The sequence below is a fragment of the Pseudomonas sp. NUPR-001 genome, from assembly GCF_052147955.1.
In the GTDB taxonomy this organism is placed as follows: domain Bacteria; phylum Pseudomonadota; class Gammaproteobacteria; order Pseudomonadales; family Pseudomonadaceae; genus Aquipseudomonas.
The window spans coordinates 3,603,218-3,620,029 of the sequence record NZ_CP197353.1; the positions used below are offsets into that span (position 1 = coordinate 3,603,218).

14 protein-coding genes are annotated in these 16,812 nt (G+C 62.0%); 5 read left to right on the forward strand and 9 right to left on the reverse strand.

The features are described from left to right. Positions 1-7 precede the first annotated feature (7 nt). The 4 genes from ACP6KB_RS16085 to ACP6KB_RS16100 all read right to left on the reverse strand — a co-directional run bounded on the left by ACP6KB_RS16085 (position 8) and on the right by ACP6KB_RS16100 (position 5,666). The gene (locus tag ACP6KB_RS16085) at positions 8-1,897 is read right to left on the reverse strand and encodes a propionyl-CoA synthetase (protein WP_442108023.1); all 1,890 of its coding nucleotides are present in this window, start codon (positions 1,895-1,897) and stop codon (positions 8-10) included. Positions 1,898-2,133: 236 nt separating this feature from the next. Next, a complete protein-coding gene (locus tag ACP6KB_RS16090; RefSeq protein WP_442108025.1) occupies positions 2,134-2,841 on the reverse strand; it encodes a YebC/PmpR family DNA-binding transcriptional regulator in 708 nt (235 codons plus the stop codon). Between the two features lie 96 nt (positions 2,842-2,937). Next, positions 2,938-4,329, reverse strand: a complete 1,392-nt coding sequence (locus ACP6KB_RS16095; RefSeq protein ID WP_442108027.1) for an FAD-dependent oxidoreductase — start codon at positions 4,327-4,329, stop codon at positions 2,938-2,940. Between the two features lie 20 nt (positions 4,330-4,349). Next, positions 4,350-5,666 carry an MFS transporter gene (locus tag ACP6KB_RS16100; RefSeq protein ID WP_442108029.1) on the reverse strand — a complete coding sequence of 439 codons (1,317 nt, stop codon included), beginning with the start codon at positions 5,664-5,666 and terminating at the stop codon, positions 4,350-4,352. 280 nt (positions 5,667-5,946) lie between these two features. Here ACP6KB_RS16100 and ACP6KB_RS16105 point away from each other — a divergent pair, with 280 nt between their 5' ends. Beyond that, entirely contained in the window at positions 5,947-6,816 is an 870-nt protein-coding gene (locus ACP6KB_RS16105; RefSeq protein ID WP_442108031.1) for a LysR family transcriptional regulator, read from the forward strand. Between the two features lie 70 nt (positions 6,817-6,886). Here ACP6KB_RS16105 and ACP6KB_RS16110 read toward each other — a convergent pair whose 3' ends face one another. Together ACP6KB_RS16110 and ACP6KB_RS16115 are read right to left on the reverse strand one after the other, a co-directional pair. After that, positions 6,887-8,170, reverse strand: coding sequence for a Zn-dependent hydrolase (locus tag ACP6KB_RS16110; protein ID WP_442108033.1), 1,284 nt, complete (start codon positions 8,168-8,170; stop codon positions 6,887-6,889). 32 nt (positions 8,171-8,202) lie between these two features. Continuing rightward, positions 8,203-9,690, reverse strand: a complete 1,488-nt coding sequence (locus ACP6KB_RS16115) for an NCS1 family nucleobase:cation symporter-1 (protein ID WP_442108035.1) — start codon at positions 9,688-9,690, stop codon at positions 8,203-8,205. Positions 9,691-10,015: 325 nt separating this feature from the next. Here ACP6KB_RS16115 and hydA point away from each other — a divergent pair, with 325 nt between their 5' ends. From hydA to ACP6KB_RS16135, 4 genes are all read left to right on the forward strand, one after another. Continuing rightward, positions 10,016-11,461: a dihydropyrimidinase gene (gene hydA, locus ACP6KB_RS16120; protein WP_442108037.1), complete on the forward strand. Its 1,446-nt coding sequence runs from the start codon at positions 10,016-10,018 to the stop codon at positions 11,459-11,461. A gap of 95 nt (positions 11,462-11,556) precedes the next feature. Further along, positions 11,557-12,924 carry an NAD(P)-dependent oxidoreductase gene (locus ACP6KB_RS16125; protein WP_442108039.1) on the forward strand — a complete coding sequence of 456 codons (1,368 nt, stop codon included), beginning with the start codon at positions 11,557-11,559 and terminating at the stop codon, positions 12,922-12,924. Next, positions 12,921-14,198 carry an NAD-dependent dihydropyrimidine dehydrogenase subunit PreA gene (gene preA / locus ACP6KB_RS16130; protein ID WP_442114322.1) on the forward strand — a complete coding sequence of 426 codons (1,278 nt, stop codon included), beginning with the start codon at positions 12,921-12,923 and terminating at the stop codon, positions 14,196-14,198. The genes ACP6KB_RS16125 and preA overlap by 4 nt, the downstream gene beginning before the upstream one ends. 182 nt (positions 14,199-14,380) lie before the next feature. Next, entirely contained in the window at positions 14,381-14,758 is a 378-nt protein-coding gene (locus tag ACP6KB_RS16135; protein WP_442108041.1) for a DUF2784 domain-containing protein, read from the forward strand. A 9-nt stretch (positions 14,759-14,767) separates the two neighbouring features. On the opposite strand, the gene tam is transcribed toward ACP6KB_RS16135, so the two are convergent. The 3 genes from tam to ACP6KB_RS16150 all read right to left on the reverse strand — a co-directional run bounded on the left by tam (position 14,768) and on the right by ACP6KB_RS16150 (position 16,650). After that, on the reverse strand, positions 14,768-15,532 hold the full coding sequence (tam, locus tag ACP6KB_RS16140) for a trans-aconitate 2-methyltransferase (protein WP_442108043.1): 765 nt from the start codon (positions 15,530-15,532) through the stop codon (positions 14,768-14,770). An 83-nt stretch (positions 15,533-15,615) separates the two neighbouring features. Beyond that, positions 15,616-16,236 (reverse strand): TetR/AcrR family transcriptional regulator, encoded by a 621-nt coding sequence (locus ACP6KB_RS16145; RefSeq protein ID WP_442108045.1) that lies wholly within the window; start codon positions 16,234-16,236, stop codon positions 15,616-15,618. 168 nt (positions 16,237-16,404) lie between these two features. Further along, positions 16,405-16,650 (reverse strand): DUF2790 domain-containing protein, encoded by a 246-nt coding sequence (locus ACP6KB_RS16150; RefSeq protein WP_442108047.1) that lies wholly within the window; start codon positions 16,648-16,650, stop codon positions 16,405-16,407. Positions 16,651-16,812: the final 162 nt, after the last annotated feature.

Genomic DNA, 16,812 nt, shown 5'->3' on the forward strand with positions numbered 1-16,812 from the left:
TTAGCATTCAGCCTGCGCGGGCGAAGCTCGCCAGCACCGCTTCGATTTCGCCAAGTACCGCCGGATCATCCAGTGTCGAGGGCGGTGTGTAGGCCTGCTGGTCGGCAATTTTACGTAGCACGGCGCGCAAGATCTTGCCCGAACGGGTCTTGGGCAGGCGTTTGACCACCCTGACCTGGTTGAAACACGCCAACGCTCCGATCTGCTCGCGCACGCTGGCCACCAGCTCGCTCTGCAACGCCGCTTCACTGATCGCCTGACCGTCCTTGAGCACCACCAGGGCCAAGGGCACCTGCCCCTTGATCTCGTCATGCACACCAATCACCGCACACTCGGCCACCGCCGCATGACGGGCCACCAGATCCTCCATTTCGCCGGTAGACAGGCGATGGCCGGAGACGTTGATGACGTCGTCGGTGCGCCCCATGATGTAGACAAAGCCGTCTTCGTCGAGATAACCACCATCACCGGTGTGGTAGTAGCCCGGATAGGTGCTGAGGTAGGCGTCCAGGTAACGCTGGTGGTCGCCCCACAAGGTCTGGCTGCAACCCGGTGGCAACGGCAAGGCGATGACGATGGCGCCTTGCTGGTTGGCCCCCAGCAGTTGGCCGTCGTCATCCAGCACACGCACATGGTAGCCCGGCACCGCGCGGTTGCTCGAACCAGGGCGCGCCGCGCTGCCGTCCAGCCCCACACAAGGTGCGGTCACCGGCCAGCCGGTTTCGGTTTGCCACCAGTGATCGTGAACAGCCTTGCCGCTGGTCGACTCCAGCCACTGATGGGTGCTGGAGTCCAACTTTTCACCGGCCAGGAACAACTGACGCAGGGAACTCAGGTCGTAACGACGCAACAGTTGGCCTTCAGGGTCTTCCTTGCGGATCGCACGCATGGCGGTCGGCGCGCAGAACAAGCCGTTGACGCGGTACTGCTCAACCACCCGCCAGTAAGCGCCAGCGTCCGGCGTACGGATCGGTTTGCCCTCATAGAACACCGTGGTGCAGCCGTTCATCAACGGGCCGTAGACGATCAGCGAATGGCCAACCACCCAGCCGACATCAGAAATCCCCCACCACACGTCACCCGCTTGCATGCCGTAGATATGGCGCATGGCAAAGCCAAGGGCGACGGCGTTGCCGCCGTTTTCGCGGACGATACCCTTGGGTTTTCCGGTGGTGCCCGAGGTGTACATGATGTACAGCGGGTCGGCTGCTGCCAGCTCCACTGGCTCCACCGCGCTGGCTGTGGCCACGGCGTCTTGCCAGTCCAGGTCACGACCTTCTACCAGCGTTGCCCGCGCCTGTGGCCGCTGCAACACCAGCACCTGCCGCGGCTGATGGCGGGCCAGCTGCAAGGCGCGATCCACCAGCGGCTTGTATTCGATGACCCGGTCGAACTCCAGGCCGCATGAAGCGGTGAGCAGCAAGGTCGGACGCGCATCGTCGATCCGCAGCGCCAGCTCGTTGGCGGCAAAACCGCCGAACACCACCGAATGCACCGCCCCGATACGCGCGCAGGCGAGCATCGCCATCGCCGCCTGCGGCACCATCGGCATGTAGATGATGACCCCGTCACCCTTTTGCACCCCGAGCGAGCGTAGCAGCCCGGCCAGGCGCGCCACTTCGTCGCGCAACTGGTTGTAGGTAAAGGTTTGTTGAGCGCCGGTGACCGGCGAATCGTAGATCAGCGCGGTTTGCTCGCCACGGCCTTGCTCGATCTGATGATCCAGGGCCAGGTAGCAACTGTTCAGACGCCCGTCGGCGAACCACTGGTGGGTGCCATCGGAATTCTCGCTGAGGGTTTGCAGGGGCTTGCGATACCAGGCCAGGCCATCGGCCTGCTCGGCCCAGAAAGCAGCGGGATCGGCGATGGAACGGGCATAGCTGTGCTGATAAGTCATCGATACTGAACCCTGAGTTTGTTGTTATTTAGAGGGCGAATATCGAGTATGGCTGGCTATCGTCTGACTGCCATCGGACTTAAGTCTTATCAGATATGCACAAATGCAGGGTCAGCAGGAACGGGCCAAATGTGGGAGCGGGCTTGACCCGCGATGCGACGTAACAGACCTATCGCTATCGCGGGGCAAGCCCGCTCCCACACCGGATGATCAAGACAGTTCCAGCGAACCGGGGATCAGCCGGCCAGGCCGACGTAGACGTTTTGCACGTCGTCGTGGTCATCGATGGCGCTGAGGAACTCTTCAACCTCGGCCATCGCCTCGTCACTCAAGCCGCTGACCGGGTTCTTCGGGGTGTAACCGATTTTTGCCGAAGCCACGGTGAAACCTTGGGCAGGCAAGGCTTTCTGCACAGCATCCAAGTCGGTGGTATCGGTGATGAATAGGGTCGAGCCTTCTTCTTCACCTTCGGCAAAATCCTGGGCGCCCGCTTCGATAGCAGCCATTTCCGGATCTGCGTCAGGGCTGTTCGGTGTCGCTTCGATCAGGCCAACATGGTTGAAGTCCCAGGCGACCGAACCCGAAGCACCCAGCTGGCCCTTGCGGAACAGCACGCGGATCTGCGCCACGGTGCGGTTGACGTTGTCGGTCAGGCATTCGACGATCAGCGGCACCTGGTGCGGGGCAAAGCCTTCGTAGGTTACCGCCGTGTAGTTCACCGCTTCACCATCAAGGCCTGCGCCTTTGCGAATGGCGCGCTCGAGGGTCTCGCGTGTCATCGAGGCTTTTTTAGCCTGTTCAATGGCCAGGCGCAGACGTGGGTTCATGTCCGGGTCGGCGCCGGCCTTCGCAGCGATCTGGATCTCCTTGGACAGCTTGCCCATGATCTTGCCTTTGGCGTTGGCTGCTGTTTCTCTATGCTTGGCTTTCCACTGTGCGCCCATTTCGACTCTCTTTGTTTCAACTGCCAGTTCAGGTAGCGACCAGCAAAGTGGGTGCAGTTTATACATCCTCGTTCAGGCAATCGACAAAAAAACCACTCAGGCCTTGTCGGCCTTGCCCGCCGCCGCGGCAAAGCGCGCCAGGCGGACGTCCATATGCCGCGGACGGCGGCCGTGGTCTTCGGCCTGTTCCTTGCGACGAATGGCATTGCGCACCATCAACGAGCCCAGATAGCGGATCGGTTCAGGCGGGAAGTATCCCAGCGGTCCGTTGACCAGCGGTGAACGGGTCCATTCATTGTCCAGCCCCAGGGCCAGCGAAGAGAGGATCTGCCCCCCCATATGACACGGCCCGACGCCACTGCCCGAGTAACCAAAGCCATAGAAGACGTTAGCGTGCGCCCCCAACCGGCCAAAGAACGGCAGGCCGGTCACCGAACGGTCCGAAGGGCCATTCCAGGTCGCGGCCACCGGTACCTGGGCCAGGCTCGGGAAGAACTCACCCAGACTGCGCCGTAGCAGCGCCTCGTAGGGAGACGGTTGGTCGAACACCGGCAGCATTCGCCCACCATAGGCGAAGGTGTTGCCGCCCTTGCCGAGCATCAGTCGGCCATCGCTGGTGTTGTGGTAGTAGTGCACGAAGATCCGTGAATCCAGCACGCTGACGCCGCTGGTCAAGCCGATCTGACCCAGCAGCTCCGGGCGAGGCTCGGTGATGATCATGTCACTGGAAACAATCGCCACACTGCGCTCGAACTGCGGGAACGCCCGCGCCATCCAGGCATTGAGGGCCAGCACCACGCGTCCGGCGCGCACCGTGCCATTGCGGGTTTCGATACCGGCCTGCGGGCCTTCCTGCAGGCCGGTCATGGCGGTGCCTTCATAAATGCGCACACCTTTTTGCAAGGCCACCCGGCGCAGGCCACGCACCAGTTTGCCCGGCTGCACGGTGGCTGCGGCGGGCGAAAACCAGCCCTCCAGGTGTTTGGCCGAACCGGCCATGCGCTGCACCTGCTCCACCGGCAGGCGCTGGAACGAATTGATGCCCTGACGCTCCAGGGCGGCGATCACGCCATCGGTGGCGCCCATCTGGGCGCGGTTGGTGGCGGTGTACAAGGTGCCATCGAGGCGGTAATCGGCGTCGACGCCATGCGCCCGGCAAAAATCGCCGATCGCATAAATGCTCTGCTCCGACGCCTTGACCAGACGCACCGCCTCCTGCATCCCGAACAGCCGTTCGAGGGTGAAATACTTGGCCGACCACGACAACGCACAACCGCCATTACGCCCACTGGCCCCGGCACCACAGATGTCGGCTTCGAGCAGCACGACATCCAGCGCCGGGTTCAGCTCCTTGAGCATCAGCGCCGTCCACAGCCCGGTGTAACCACCGCCGACGATGCACACATCGCATTGTGTGTCGGTTGCCAGCGGCGGGCATGCAGGTTGATCTTCCTGATCCAGCGCCTGTTGCAGCCAGAAGGGTCTCATGGTCGGTGTCCTCGTCGTATTCAGGTACGCAGCGGTTTGATGGCCATGGCGGTGTTCGGTGCCACTGCCGGGGTGTGCTCAGGCGTTGCCGGGCGGCTGTTCCAGTGCGGTACCAGGACCAACGCCGAGAACAGTGCGCAACCGGCAAACACGATAAACACCGTGACCCCGTCGAAATAACCCGGCAGCAAGCCGCCGAGGATGGCGCCGACCGAACCACAGCCGTTGACGAAACCGGCGGCCGTGGCACCGGCTTTGGCGGTACCGAAGTCAATGGCAGCAGCGCCACTGATCATCGAGTCAGGTCCGTACAGGGTCAGGCCCATGACGAACAGCAAGGCCACCACCAGCGCCACACTGCCGCTTTGCATCGCACCCATGAACAAGCCCAGGACCACGGTGAGCACCAGCAGGCTGATGACACAGGCCGGCATACGCCGGGCACCGAAGAGTTTGTCTGAAGCCAGACCGATCATGATCGGCCCCAGCAGGCCGGCCAGTTCGAAAGCGGTAGGAATGATCGCCGCACCGACTTTGCCCACCGAAGGCATCTGTTCAAAGACGATCACCGGCCCCCACAACAGAATCGCGTAGCGGGCCGGCTTGAGCAGGAAATAGGCCAGGCCCAGGGTCAGCACCGTGCGGTTACGCAGAATCTCGCGCAACGGCGCCCAGACACTGCAAATGGTCGTGCCGGGCACCATGCTTTCAGGTTCTGGCTCGACCGCTGGCAGGCCAACGTCTTCAGGCTTGTTGCGCTGCAAAAAGAAGAACAACACGGCCACCAGCGCCACCACTGCGGCGCTGGAAAAGAACGCCGCATGCCAGCTGCCGACCAGGGTGTAGGCCCACCAGCCGGCGAATGGCGAGGCAACCAGGCCGCCAAAGGCGTAGCACGAGCTCCATAGCCCCAGCACCCGTCCGCGTTGCGATGATGGGAAGAAACTGCCGATGTTCTTGCACAACCCCGCCCAGCCAGTGGACTGCGCCAAGCCCTGAACCAGCATGCAGGTAGCGAAAATCGGGAAGGTCGCGTAGCTGCCCATGACCAGGGCCGCCGCCGCAGAAATGATCAAGCCGCCCAGCACCACCACCCGTGGCCCGAAACGGTCGGCGAGCATACCCCAGGTGAACTGCCCTACTGCGTAAGCCGCCAGGTAGATGGCGTCGAGGTTGGCCATGGCCATTTTATCGAGGGTGAAGCTTGGGTCTTCGCCGATGCCCAACTTGGCGACCGAGAAGGCTTTGCGGGTGAAGTAGAACGCAGCGTAGGCAATCCAGGTAACGGCAAAAATCTGCACGCGCCAACGCTTTATATCTGCAATGTGTTTATTCATGGTGACCCTGACCTCGGAGCTTGAGTGTGCCGGCAGAATTTGAAAAAACGCCTGTTTTGTTGTTGTGTTGCGCACTGCGTGGCGGCCGGTCGGGGCCGTCACCTGGTCAGATGGAACCTGGAGCATGCGGGTATTGTTATGCCTTGTCAGCCAGGTCCATGACCCACCAGTCACTGCAGGTGACAGGGCGGGCTGGATGAGATAGAAACAATTACTGACTGATAAATAAAATCGATTTATCGTATTTCACAAATAAGCTCAGCTTGTAATAGGTACTTCGATGTCGGTTTCCCATGCCCAGTTGAAAGCCTTTCATGCCGTTGCCCTGCACGGCAGCTTCACCCGTGCTGCCGAACGCCTGTTTCTGACCCAGCCGGCAATCTCCGACCAGGTACGCAAACTCGAAGAGCGCTTCGGCGTATTGCTGTTTCATCGCAACAAACGTTCCGTGCAATTGACCGACCTTGGTGAGCGCCTGCTGGGCATTACCCAACGCCTGTTCGCCTGCGAGGCCGAGGCCCATGAGCTGCTGCAGGACTCACGGGCGTTGCAGACCGGCACCCTGGTGCTGGCGGTAGACGCGCCGGTGCACGTGCTGCCGCAAATCGCCCAGTTCTGCCAGCAGTACCCCGGCATCAGCGTCAAGGTGGAAACCGGTAACACTGATGAGTCGCTGCTACGGCTATTCAATTATCAGGCCGACTTGGCCCTGCTTGGCCGCGACGTGGATGATGAGCGCCTGCTGTGCGTGCCGATGCGCAGCGATCCGATGGTGGCGTTCGTGTCCCGTCACCACCCCTGGGCCGACCGCGAATCGATCAGCCTGGCCGACCTTGACGACACCCCCATCGTGTTACGTGAACCGGGCTCGGTAACCCGACAAACCCTGGAAGAAGAAATGCAACGCGCGGGCCTGCGCATTCGTCCGGCGATCCAGGTTGAAGGTCGTGAAGCGGCGCGCGAGGCGGTGGTGGTGGGGATTGGCGTGGGGGTGGTGTCGGCAGCCGAGTTCGGCGCCGATGCGCGGGTGTGTGCGCTGCCGATTGTCGATTGTCAGCGGCGCCTGACCGAGACCCTGGTGTGCTTGCGCGAGCAGAGTTCGCGGCGGCTGGTGGCGACGTTTTTGCAGATGGTGCGGGACAGTCTTTGATCGCGGGGCAAGCCCGCTCCCACAGGTTATCTGAACTGCCTGTGGAACGGGCTTGCCCCGCGATCGAAGGCTACGCCGCCTCCCTCCCCCGCGCCACCGCCTGCGCCGCCGCCAGCATGGCGCGCAGCAGCACCGCGCAACCGTCGGCCAGGTCCCGGGGCGAGGCATTCTCGATTTCGTTATGGCTGATCCCACCTTCACAAGGCACGAAAATCATCCCCGCTGGCCCCAGCTCGGCGAGAAAAATCGCGTCATGCCCGGCACCACTGACAATGTCCATGTGCGACAACCCCAGCCCCTGCGCCGCACTGCGTACCGCCTCGACGCAGCCCTTGTCGAAGTACAGCGGCGGGAAATCGGCAGTCGGTGTCAGGGTATGGCTGAGCCCATGCTGCTCGCAGGTGCTGCTGATCACATCACGTACCTGAGCAATCATCGAGTCGAGCCGGGCCGGCTCCAGATGACGGAAATCCAAGGTCATGCGCACTTCACCGGGAATCACGTTGCGCGAGCCCGGATAAGCCTGCAGACACCCCACTGTGCCACAGGCATGCGGCTGATGTTCCAAGGCCACGCGGTTGACTGCGGCAACCACCGCGCTGGCACCGACCAGGGCGTCTTTGCGCAGATGCATCGGCGTCGGACCCGCGTGTGCTTCGACACCGCGCAAGGTCAGGTCGAACCATTTCTGCCCGAGGGCGCCCAGCACCACGCCGATGGTTTTCTGTTGGTCTTCAAGGATCGGGCCCTGCTCGATGTGCGCTTCGAAATAGGCCCCCACCGGGTGGCCGCTGACCGCTCTGGGCCCGGCATAGCCGATGGCATTGAGCGCCTCGCCGACGCTGATGCCTTCGGCGTCGGTCTTGGCCAGGGTCTGCTCCAGGGTGAACTTCTCGGCAAACACTCCAGAGCCCATCATGCACGGGGCAAAACGCGAGCCTTCTTCGTTGGTCCACACCACCACTTCCAGCGGCGCCTCAGTCTCGATGTTCAGATCATTGAGGGTGCGCATCACTTCCAGCCCGGCCAGCACACCAAAGCAGCCGTCGAACTTGCCGCCGGTGGGCTGGGTGTCGATATGGCTGCCAGTCATCACCGGCGGCAACTGCGGGTTGCGCCCGGGACGGCGGGCAAAAATATTGCCGACGCCGTCGATGCTCACCGTGCAGCCCGCCGCTTCGGTCCATTTGACGAACAGATCACGGGCCTGGCGATCAAGGTCGGTCAAGGCCAACCGACACACCCCGCCTTTGGCCGTCGCGCCCAGGCGGGCCAGGTCCATCAACGATTGCCAAAGGCGCTCGGCGTTGATGTGCGGTTGGCTCGATTGCAGAACGTCCTGTGCTGTTTGCATGCTTATCTCCCGGCCTCTACGGGCCCTAGGCGCTACACGGTGGGTTTGAGGTTGGCCGTGCGGGCCGGCTTGAGTTGGCCAAGCCCGTAGTAGATCAGCCCGCCCAAGGCGGAGCCGGTGAACCAACCGAAATCGTAGAACCAGCTGAACGCCGTGCTTTGCAGCGACAGCAAGGTCAGCGCTACCGGCACCCCGAAGGCGATGAAGCCTGCGGCATTCCAGGCCGGGTAAGTGTCATCGCGGTACAGGCCGGCCAGGTCGAGGGTCTGTTTGCGGATCAGGAAGTAGTCCACCACCATGATCCCGGCGATCGGCCCCAACAGGCTGGAGTAGCCCAGCAGCCAGTTGGAATAGACGCTCTCAAGGCTGACGTCACTGACAATCAAACCGAGCTTTTTCAGCAGTTCATGGGCCATCAGCAACAGCCCCACCAGCCCGGTCAGCAGCACCGCCTTGGTGCGGCCGATCCACTTGGGGGCCAGGTTCTGGAAGTCGTTGGTGGGCGAAACGATGTTGGCTGCGGTGTTGGTCGACAAGGTCGCGATGATGATCAAGGCCATGGCCAGGGCTACCCACATCGGGCTCTGAATATGCCCGATCAGGCTCACCGGGTCAGACACCGTTTCCCCCACCAGTGACGCCGAGGCAGCGGTCAGCACCACCCCCAGCGCTGCGAACAGAAACATGGTCAGTGGCAGGCCGAAAATCTGCCCGAGGATCTGGTCTTTCTGGCTTTTGGCGTAGCGACTGAAGTCGGGAATGTTCAGCGACAAGGTGGCCCAGAAGCCCACCATCGCCGTCAGCCCGGCAAAGAAGTAACCATAGACACTGGCCCCTTCCGGCCGTTTGGGCGGTTGCGCCATCAGTTCGCTGATCGAGACGTTGGGCAAGGCCCAGACCAGCAACCCGGCCCCCACCAAAACCAGTAGCGGTGCCGACAGGGTTTCCAGCCACTTGATCGACTCGGCGCCGCGTAGCACCACCCACAGGTTCAGGCACCAGAACAGCATGAAACCGATCACCTCACCGGTGCCGCCCAACGCCTTCCAGTCGGCCGACAGCGAGCCCAGGAACAAGTGAATGGCCAGGCCACCGAACATCGTCTGGATACCGAACCAGCCGCACGCTACCAGCGCGCGGATCAGGCACGGCACGTTGGAACCGATGATACCGAACGAAGAGCGCAGCAACACCGGAAACGGGATGCCGTATTTGGTGCCGGCAAAGGCATTGAGCGTCAGCGGTATCAGCACCACCACGTTGGCCAGCAGGATCGCCAGCAACGCTTCTCCTACGGTCAGGCCGAAATAAGCCGTCAGAACGCCGCCCAAGGTATAGGTCGGCACACAGATCGACATACCAACCCACAACGCGGTGATGTGCCATTTGTTCCAGGTGCGCTCATGCACCTTGGTCGGCGCGATGTCGTGGTTGTATCGGGGGCTGTCGAGGACGTCGCTACCGGCGTCCAGTTCATACAAGCCATCGCGTTCACGCACTTGCGATCGGGTCTGCTGCATGGCCACTCCACTATTTTTTGTGTTTTGGAGGTACTTGCACGGCTATGGGGGCAATCACGGGTGCCCATGAGAAATCTTGACCATTTCCACAACCTGTCAAGAACGACAGGACCACTGGTCGTTTTCCTCACACATCAAATAACAGAGTTATTCGTTTAATTTCAGCTAGTTAGCGTTGTTATAAGCTTATAAATTAATTATTTGCCCTAATCCTGAACCGCTACTAGATTCAATTCCTGACAGCAGTGACAGCTTTTGACCTACGCTGCAATCAGTACAAAACCTAGAACCGGTACCAACCGGTCAAGCCTGCGAGGAGCATCTGATGACGCTTATGATTCGTGGCGCCACCCTGATTACCCATGAGGAAAGCTATCGCGCCGACGTGCTGTGTGCCGACGGCGTGATCAAGGCCATCGGCACCGACCTCGACCTTCCCAACGGCTGCGAAGTGCTTGATGGCAGCGGCCAGTACCTGATGCCGGGCGGCATCGACCCGCACACCCATATGCAGTTGCCGTTCATGGGTACCGTCGCCAGCGAAGACTTCTACAGCGGCACCGCTGCAGGGCTTGCCGGTGGCACCACGTCGATCATCGACTTCGTTATTCCCAACCCGCAGCAATCCTTGCTCGAAGCCTTTCATCAGTGGCGCGGCTGGGCAGAGAAGTCCGCCGCCGACTACGGCTTTCACGTCGCCATTACCTGGTGGAGCGAGCAGGTACGCCAGGAGATGGGCGAGCTGGTCAGCCAGCACGGCGTCAACAGCTTCAAGCATTTCATGGCCTACAAGAATGCCATCATGGCGGCCGACGACACCCTGGTCGCCAGCTTTGAGCGCTGCCTGGAGCTGGGCGCGGTGCCCACCGTGCATGCGGAAAATGGCGAGCTGGTCTATCACCTGCAACGCAAACTGCTTGCCCAGGGCATCACCGGCCCTGAAGCGCATCCGTTGTCGCGCCCGTCCCAGGTCGAAGGTGAAGCCGCCAGCCGCGCCATTCGCATTGCCGAAACCCTGGGGACCCCGGTGTACCTGGTGCATGTCTCGACCCGCGAAGCGCTGGATGAAATCACCTATGCCCGCGCCAATGGCCAGCCGGTGTACGGCGAAGTATTGGCCGGGCACTTGTTGCTGGACGACAGCGTCTACCGTCACCCCGATTGGCAAACCGCCGCTGGCTACGTCATGAGTCCCCCCTTCCGGCCGCGCGAGGACGGGCACCAGGCTGCCCTGTGGCATGGCCTGCAGTCGGGCAACCTGCATACCACCGCCACCGACCACTGCTGCTTCTGCGCCGAACAGAAAGCCGCCGGCCGCGACGACTTCAGCCGCATTCCCAACGGCACCGCCGGTATTGAAGACCGCATGGCGGTGCTCTGGGATGAAGGGGTGAACACCGGCAAGTTGTCGATGCAGGACTTCGTCGCGCTGACCTCCACCAACACGGCGAAAATCTTCAACCTGTTCCCGCGTAAAGGTGCCTTGCGGGTCGGCGCCGATGCCGACCTGGTGCTCTGGGATCCGCAGGGCACCCGCACTATTTCTGCGGCGACCCACCATCAACAGGTTGATTTCAACATTTTCGAAGGCAAGACCGTGCGCGGTATCCCCAGCCACACCATCAGCCAGGGCAAGCTGGTCTGGGCCAATGGCGACCTGCGCGCCGAGCGTGGCGCCGGGCGCTACATCGAGCGCCCGGCGTACCCGGCGGTGTTCGATTTGTTGAGTAAGCGTGCTGAGCATCAGCGGCCAACTGCAGTCAAGCGCTGAATAGCTTCGCGGGGTAAGCCCGCTCCTACCTCGGTGGGAGCGGGCTTGCCCCGCGATCCAGGCATTAAAACTATAAGAACCATGAGGAAACTACCGTGATCGAGTCCCTCAACCATCTCCCGCGACCGTCCACCGACAACGCCAGCCTGGCCGAACACTTCAGCGACCTGGCGCCACCACTCAACGCCCGGCAGGCCGCCGTCGAAGCGTCACGCTGCCTGTATTGCTATGACGCGCCCTGCGTCAACGCCTGCCCCAGCGACATCGACATTCCCTCGTTCATCCGCAACATCCATCAGGAAAACGTGCAAGGCGCGGCAGAGAAAATCCTCTCGGCCAACATCCTTGGCGGCAGTTGCGCACGTGTTTGCCCGACTGAAATCCTCTGCCAACAGGCCTGTGTGCGTAACCACCATCAGGAATGCGCCCCGGTGCTGATCGGCCTGTTGCAACGTTACGCCCTCGATCACGCCGAGTTCGAAGAACACCCGTTCCAGCGCGCCGCCAGTACCGGCAAGCGCATCGCGGTGGTGGGTGCTGGCCCTGCCGGGTTGTCGTGTGCGCACCGTCTGGCCTGGCACGGTCACGATGTGGTGATCTTCGAAGCACGGCCCAAGGCCGGTGGTCTCAACGAATACGGCATCGCCAAATACAAAGTGGTCGATGACTTCGCCCAGCGCGAAGTGGACTTCGTTCTGCAGATCGGTGGTATCGAGATCCGTCACGGCCAGGTGCTGGGTGAAAACCTCACCCTGACCGAACTGCAACAGCAGTTCGACGCGGTGTTTCTCGGCCTGGGCCTGAACGCCAGCCGCCAGTTGGGCCTGGCCAACGAGACCGCGCCCGGCATGCTCGCTGCCACCGAGTACATTCGCGAACTGCGTCAGGCCGAAGACCTCACTGCCCTGCCCGTGGCCGATCGCTGCATCGTCCTCGGCGCGGGCAATACCGCCATCGACATGGCCGTACAGATGGCCCGCCTCGGCGCCCGCGACGTCAATCTGGTGTACCGCCGTGGCATCGAAGACATGGGCGCCACCGAGCATGAGCAGCACATCGCTAAAGAGAATCAGGTACGCCTGCTGACCTGGGCACAGCCGGAGCAGGTGCTGCTGGATGATCAGGGCAAAGTGCGCGGTATGCGCTTTGCTCGCACACAGCTGATCGACGGCCGCCTGCACAGCACTGGAGAAACCTTCGAACTGGCCGCCGATGCCATCTTCAAAGCCATCGGTCAGGCCTTCGACGATCAGGCCCTGAGTGACCACAGCGCGCAGATGCTGGCACGCGATGGCGAACGCATTCGCGTCGATGAACAGATGCGCACCAGCCTGCCCGGCGTCTATGCCGGCGGCGACTGCACCCATCTGGGCCAGGACCTCACGGTGCAAGCGGTACAACACGGCAAGCTGGCCGCCGAGGCCATTCATGCGCAACTGACGCTCAATGTGGAGGCTGCATAATGGCTGACCTGTCGATCGAATTTGCTGGCATCAAGGCGCCCAACCCGTTCTGGCTGGCCTCTGCGCCGCCCACCGACAAAGCCTACAACGTAGTCCGCGCCTATGAGGCAGGCTGGGGCGGCGTGGTGTGGAAAACCCTCGGCGAAGACCCGGCCGCCGTCAACGTGTCCTCGCGCTACTCGGCCCATTACGGGGTCAACCGCGAGGTGATGGGCATCAACAACATCGAGCTGATTACCGACCGTTCGCTGGAGATCAACCTGCGGGAAATCACCCAGGTGAAAAAGGCCTGGCCCGACCGTGCCCTGGTCGTGTCGCTGATGGTGCCGTGTAACGAGCAGGCGTGGAAAACCATCCTGCCACTGGTGGAAGCCACCGGTGCCGATGGCATCGAACTGAACTTCGGCTGCCCGCACGGCATGCCCGAGCGCGGCATGGGCGCGGCGGTAGGCCAGGTGCCGGAGTATGTCGAACAGGTCACACGCTGGTGCAAGACCCACTGCTCGCTGCCGGTGATCGTCAAACTCACGCCCAACATCACCGACATCCGCCAGTCTGCCCGCGCGGCCCACCGTGGCGGCGCCGACGCGGTGTCGCTAATCAACACCATCAACTCGATCACCAGCGTCGATCTCGAACGCATGGTGGCCCTGCCGATTGTCGGCGACATGAGCACCCACGGCGGCTACTGCGGCTCGGCGGTCAAACCCATTGCCCTGAACATGGTCGCCGAAATCGCCCGCGACCCGGCCACCCGTGGCTTGCCCATCAGCGGTATCGGCGGTATCGGCAGCTGGCGTGATGCTGCCGAGTTCATTGCCCTGGGTTGCGGCGCGGTGCAGGTGTGCACGGCAGCCATGCTCCATGGTTTTCGCATTGTCGAAGACATGAAGGATGGCCTGTCGCGCTGGATGGACAGTCAGGGCTATCGCAGCCTGCAAGATTTCAGCGGGCGTGCGGTGAGCCATACCACCGACTGGAAGTACCTGGACATCAACTACCAGGTCATCGCCAAGATCGATCAGGACGCCTGCATCGGTTGCGGCCGTTGCCACATCGCCTGTGAAGACACCTCGCACCAGGCCATCGCCAGCCTCAAGCAGGCCGATGGCAGCCGTCGTTACGAGGTGATCGACGCCGAGTGCGTGGGCTGCAACCTGTGCCAGATCACCTGCCCGGTGCAGGACTGTATCGACATGGTGCCGCAGGACACCGGCAAACCGTTCCTCGACTGGCAGCACGACCCGCGCAACCCCTACCGCGAAGCTTCCTGAGACCCCTTGTCCCGGTGGGAGCGGGCTTGCCCCGCGATAGCGATATGTCAGACACATCGCATCGCGGGGCAAGCCCGCTCCCACCGGCCCGACATCCAAGTTGCGAGATTTTTTCTAAGTAAACACCACTACTCCCGCATAATGGTGCATACCCGCATCCGCCACCGCAAAGGTGCATCGTCATGCTCTACCGCCTCGGCGCCGAAGGCCTGGTGCTGTTTCACCTGCTGTTCATAGTCTTCGTGCTGTTTGGCGGCTTGTTGGTGCTCAAATGGCGCGGCGTACTGTGGTGGCACTTGCCAGCCCTGAGCTGGGGCATCGCCGTGGAGTTCCTGCACTTGTACTGCCCGCTCACCGACTGGGAAAATTACTTACGCCAGGCCGCGGGCCAAGCGGGCTACCAAGGCGGCTTCATTGAGCACTACATCCTGCCGATCATCTACCCGGCGGGCCTGACGCCGGGTATTCAGGTGCTATTGGGCTCGGTGGTGGTCGTGGTCAATGCCCTGGTGTACCTACAGGTGATCCGCCATTGGCCGCGCCGGCAAGTCAGCCGCTGAAGCCCGTGCTCAGCGCGTGGCCACAATGAACAAGCGCGGGAACGGCAACAACACCTTGCCGTCTGCGGCGGCCGGGTAGCTTTGCTGCATCGCCTGCAGGTAGAACTGAAGGAAATCCGCTTGTTCATTGGCCTTCAGGGCCGCCAGATAGGGCCGCAACGCTGAACCCTTGAACCACTCCACCACCGCTTGCGCGCCGCCCGTCAACGGGTGGTAATAGGTGGTGCGCCAGACCTGCACCTCCCGGCAATGCGGACTGAGGATGTCGTAGTAGTAATCTGCGGTGTGCCGTGGCGGGTGCTTGATTGCCGCAATTTTCTGCGCCCAGGGCCCCCGGCTGGCGATTTCACGAGCCTGGCGATGGGCGGGTTCGTCGAGGTTGTCCGGCGTCTGGATCGCCAGCTGGCCGCCCTCGGTCAATTGCCTGGCCAGGTGCGGATACAGCAATGCGTGATCTGGCAGCCATTGCAGCGACGCGTTGGCGAGGATCACGTCCACCCCTTCAGGCGCGGTCCAGGTACCGATATCCCCCAACGTGAATTCGATGTCAGGCAGACGCTGGCGCGCAGCCTGGAGCATGTCCTCGGAGCTGTCGAGAGCAGTGACCTTCGCCCCCGGGAAACGCTCGGCTAGCACCTCGGTCGAATTGCCAGGGCCACAGCCGAGGTCGATGGCGGTGTTGATCGGACGCTGGGGCAAAGCCGCCAGCAGGTCGCGCACCGGCCGGGTGCGTTCGTTTTCGAAGGTGCTGTACTGGGTTGCTGACCAGGTCATTGCGGACTCCTTGTTTGTCAGAAAATCATCCTGTTGGAGCGGCGGTGCGGAAGGCATAGCGCAATCACGGGGCAAGCCCGCGCCTACGGTTCCAGGCCGATGCCGCGCAGGATCACACTGGTGACCGTCTGCACCGCCCGTTCGAACTGCAATTCATTGAGTGGCTGATGGTCGTTGAGCACGCCCACCTGATGGCTGAAATCGGCATAGTGCTGGGTCGACGCCCAGATCATGTACAACAAGCCCGAAGGCTCCACCGCCAGGATGCGGCCATCGTCGATCCACTGGCGGATCTTCGCTTCCTTCATCTTGGCCCAGTCGTACAGCGGGTCGTCCAGCGCCTCGCCAAGGTTGGGCGCACCATGGATGATCTCGTTGGCCCAGACTTTGGAGCCAAAGGGCCGTGTACGCGAATGGTTCATCTTGGCGCGGATGTAGCTGCTGAGGACGATGCGCGGATCGTCGTAAAGCTCAAAGCACAGGGCATCCTGCTTCCACACATCGAGCAAGCCGAATAACACCGCCTGATAAAGCTCAGCCTTGGTGCTGAAGTAATAGTGCACATTGCTACGCGGCAACTGCGCCGCTTCGGCAATGTCGGCCATGGCCGTCCCGGCATAGCCTTTTTCCGCAAAGACCTGCTCGGCCGCCAGAAGGATGTTGTCGACATTGCGTTGGCGAATGCTGAGCTTGTGCTGGGCCATGACCAGATCCATTGCGACTGACACTGCAAGGCTACCACCGGATCTGGCCGATTCGGTGGTTGCTGGCAAAAATCTTCACAAGCAGATTCCTGCCCTGCTCAGCGGGCACCGTCCAGCCACCCCGGCGCGGTGCGGCCGGCCAGGGTGATCATTGCCTACAGACTGCGCTTAACCGCCATCGCTGCACGCCAGCGCCAGCTTGAGGTACTGCAAGGTATGTTGCTGACCGGCAGAGTCGAGATAGACCATGCTGGCCTGCACCACATCGCAGAGTTGGCTATCAGGTTCGCTCATCTGCACTACCTTGGCGATATCCAGCGGCATGCCGTAGTGATACACAGCGGTTGATTCGGAAGCCTGGACGGTGGCGGTCACTAACAACCCCAGGCCGAGTAGCAGAGTTCGCAGGTACATGGCGACGCTCCTGTTTGCGCAAGAGGTTCGCCGACACGCCGGAGAACCCCGACGATTAAAGTGTGGCGCGCATGGGGGCAAACGTCGTTCGAGGGGATCAACGGCAGTGCCCGGGCAGATCGGTTAATCTGCTGCTCTGTCAATTGCACGCGAACCGGCCCC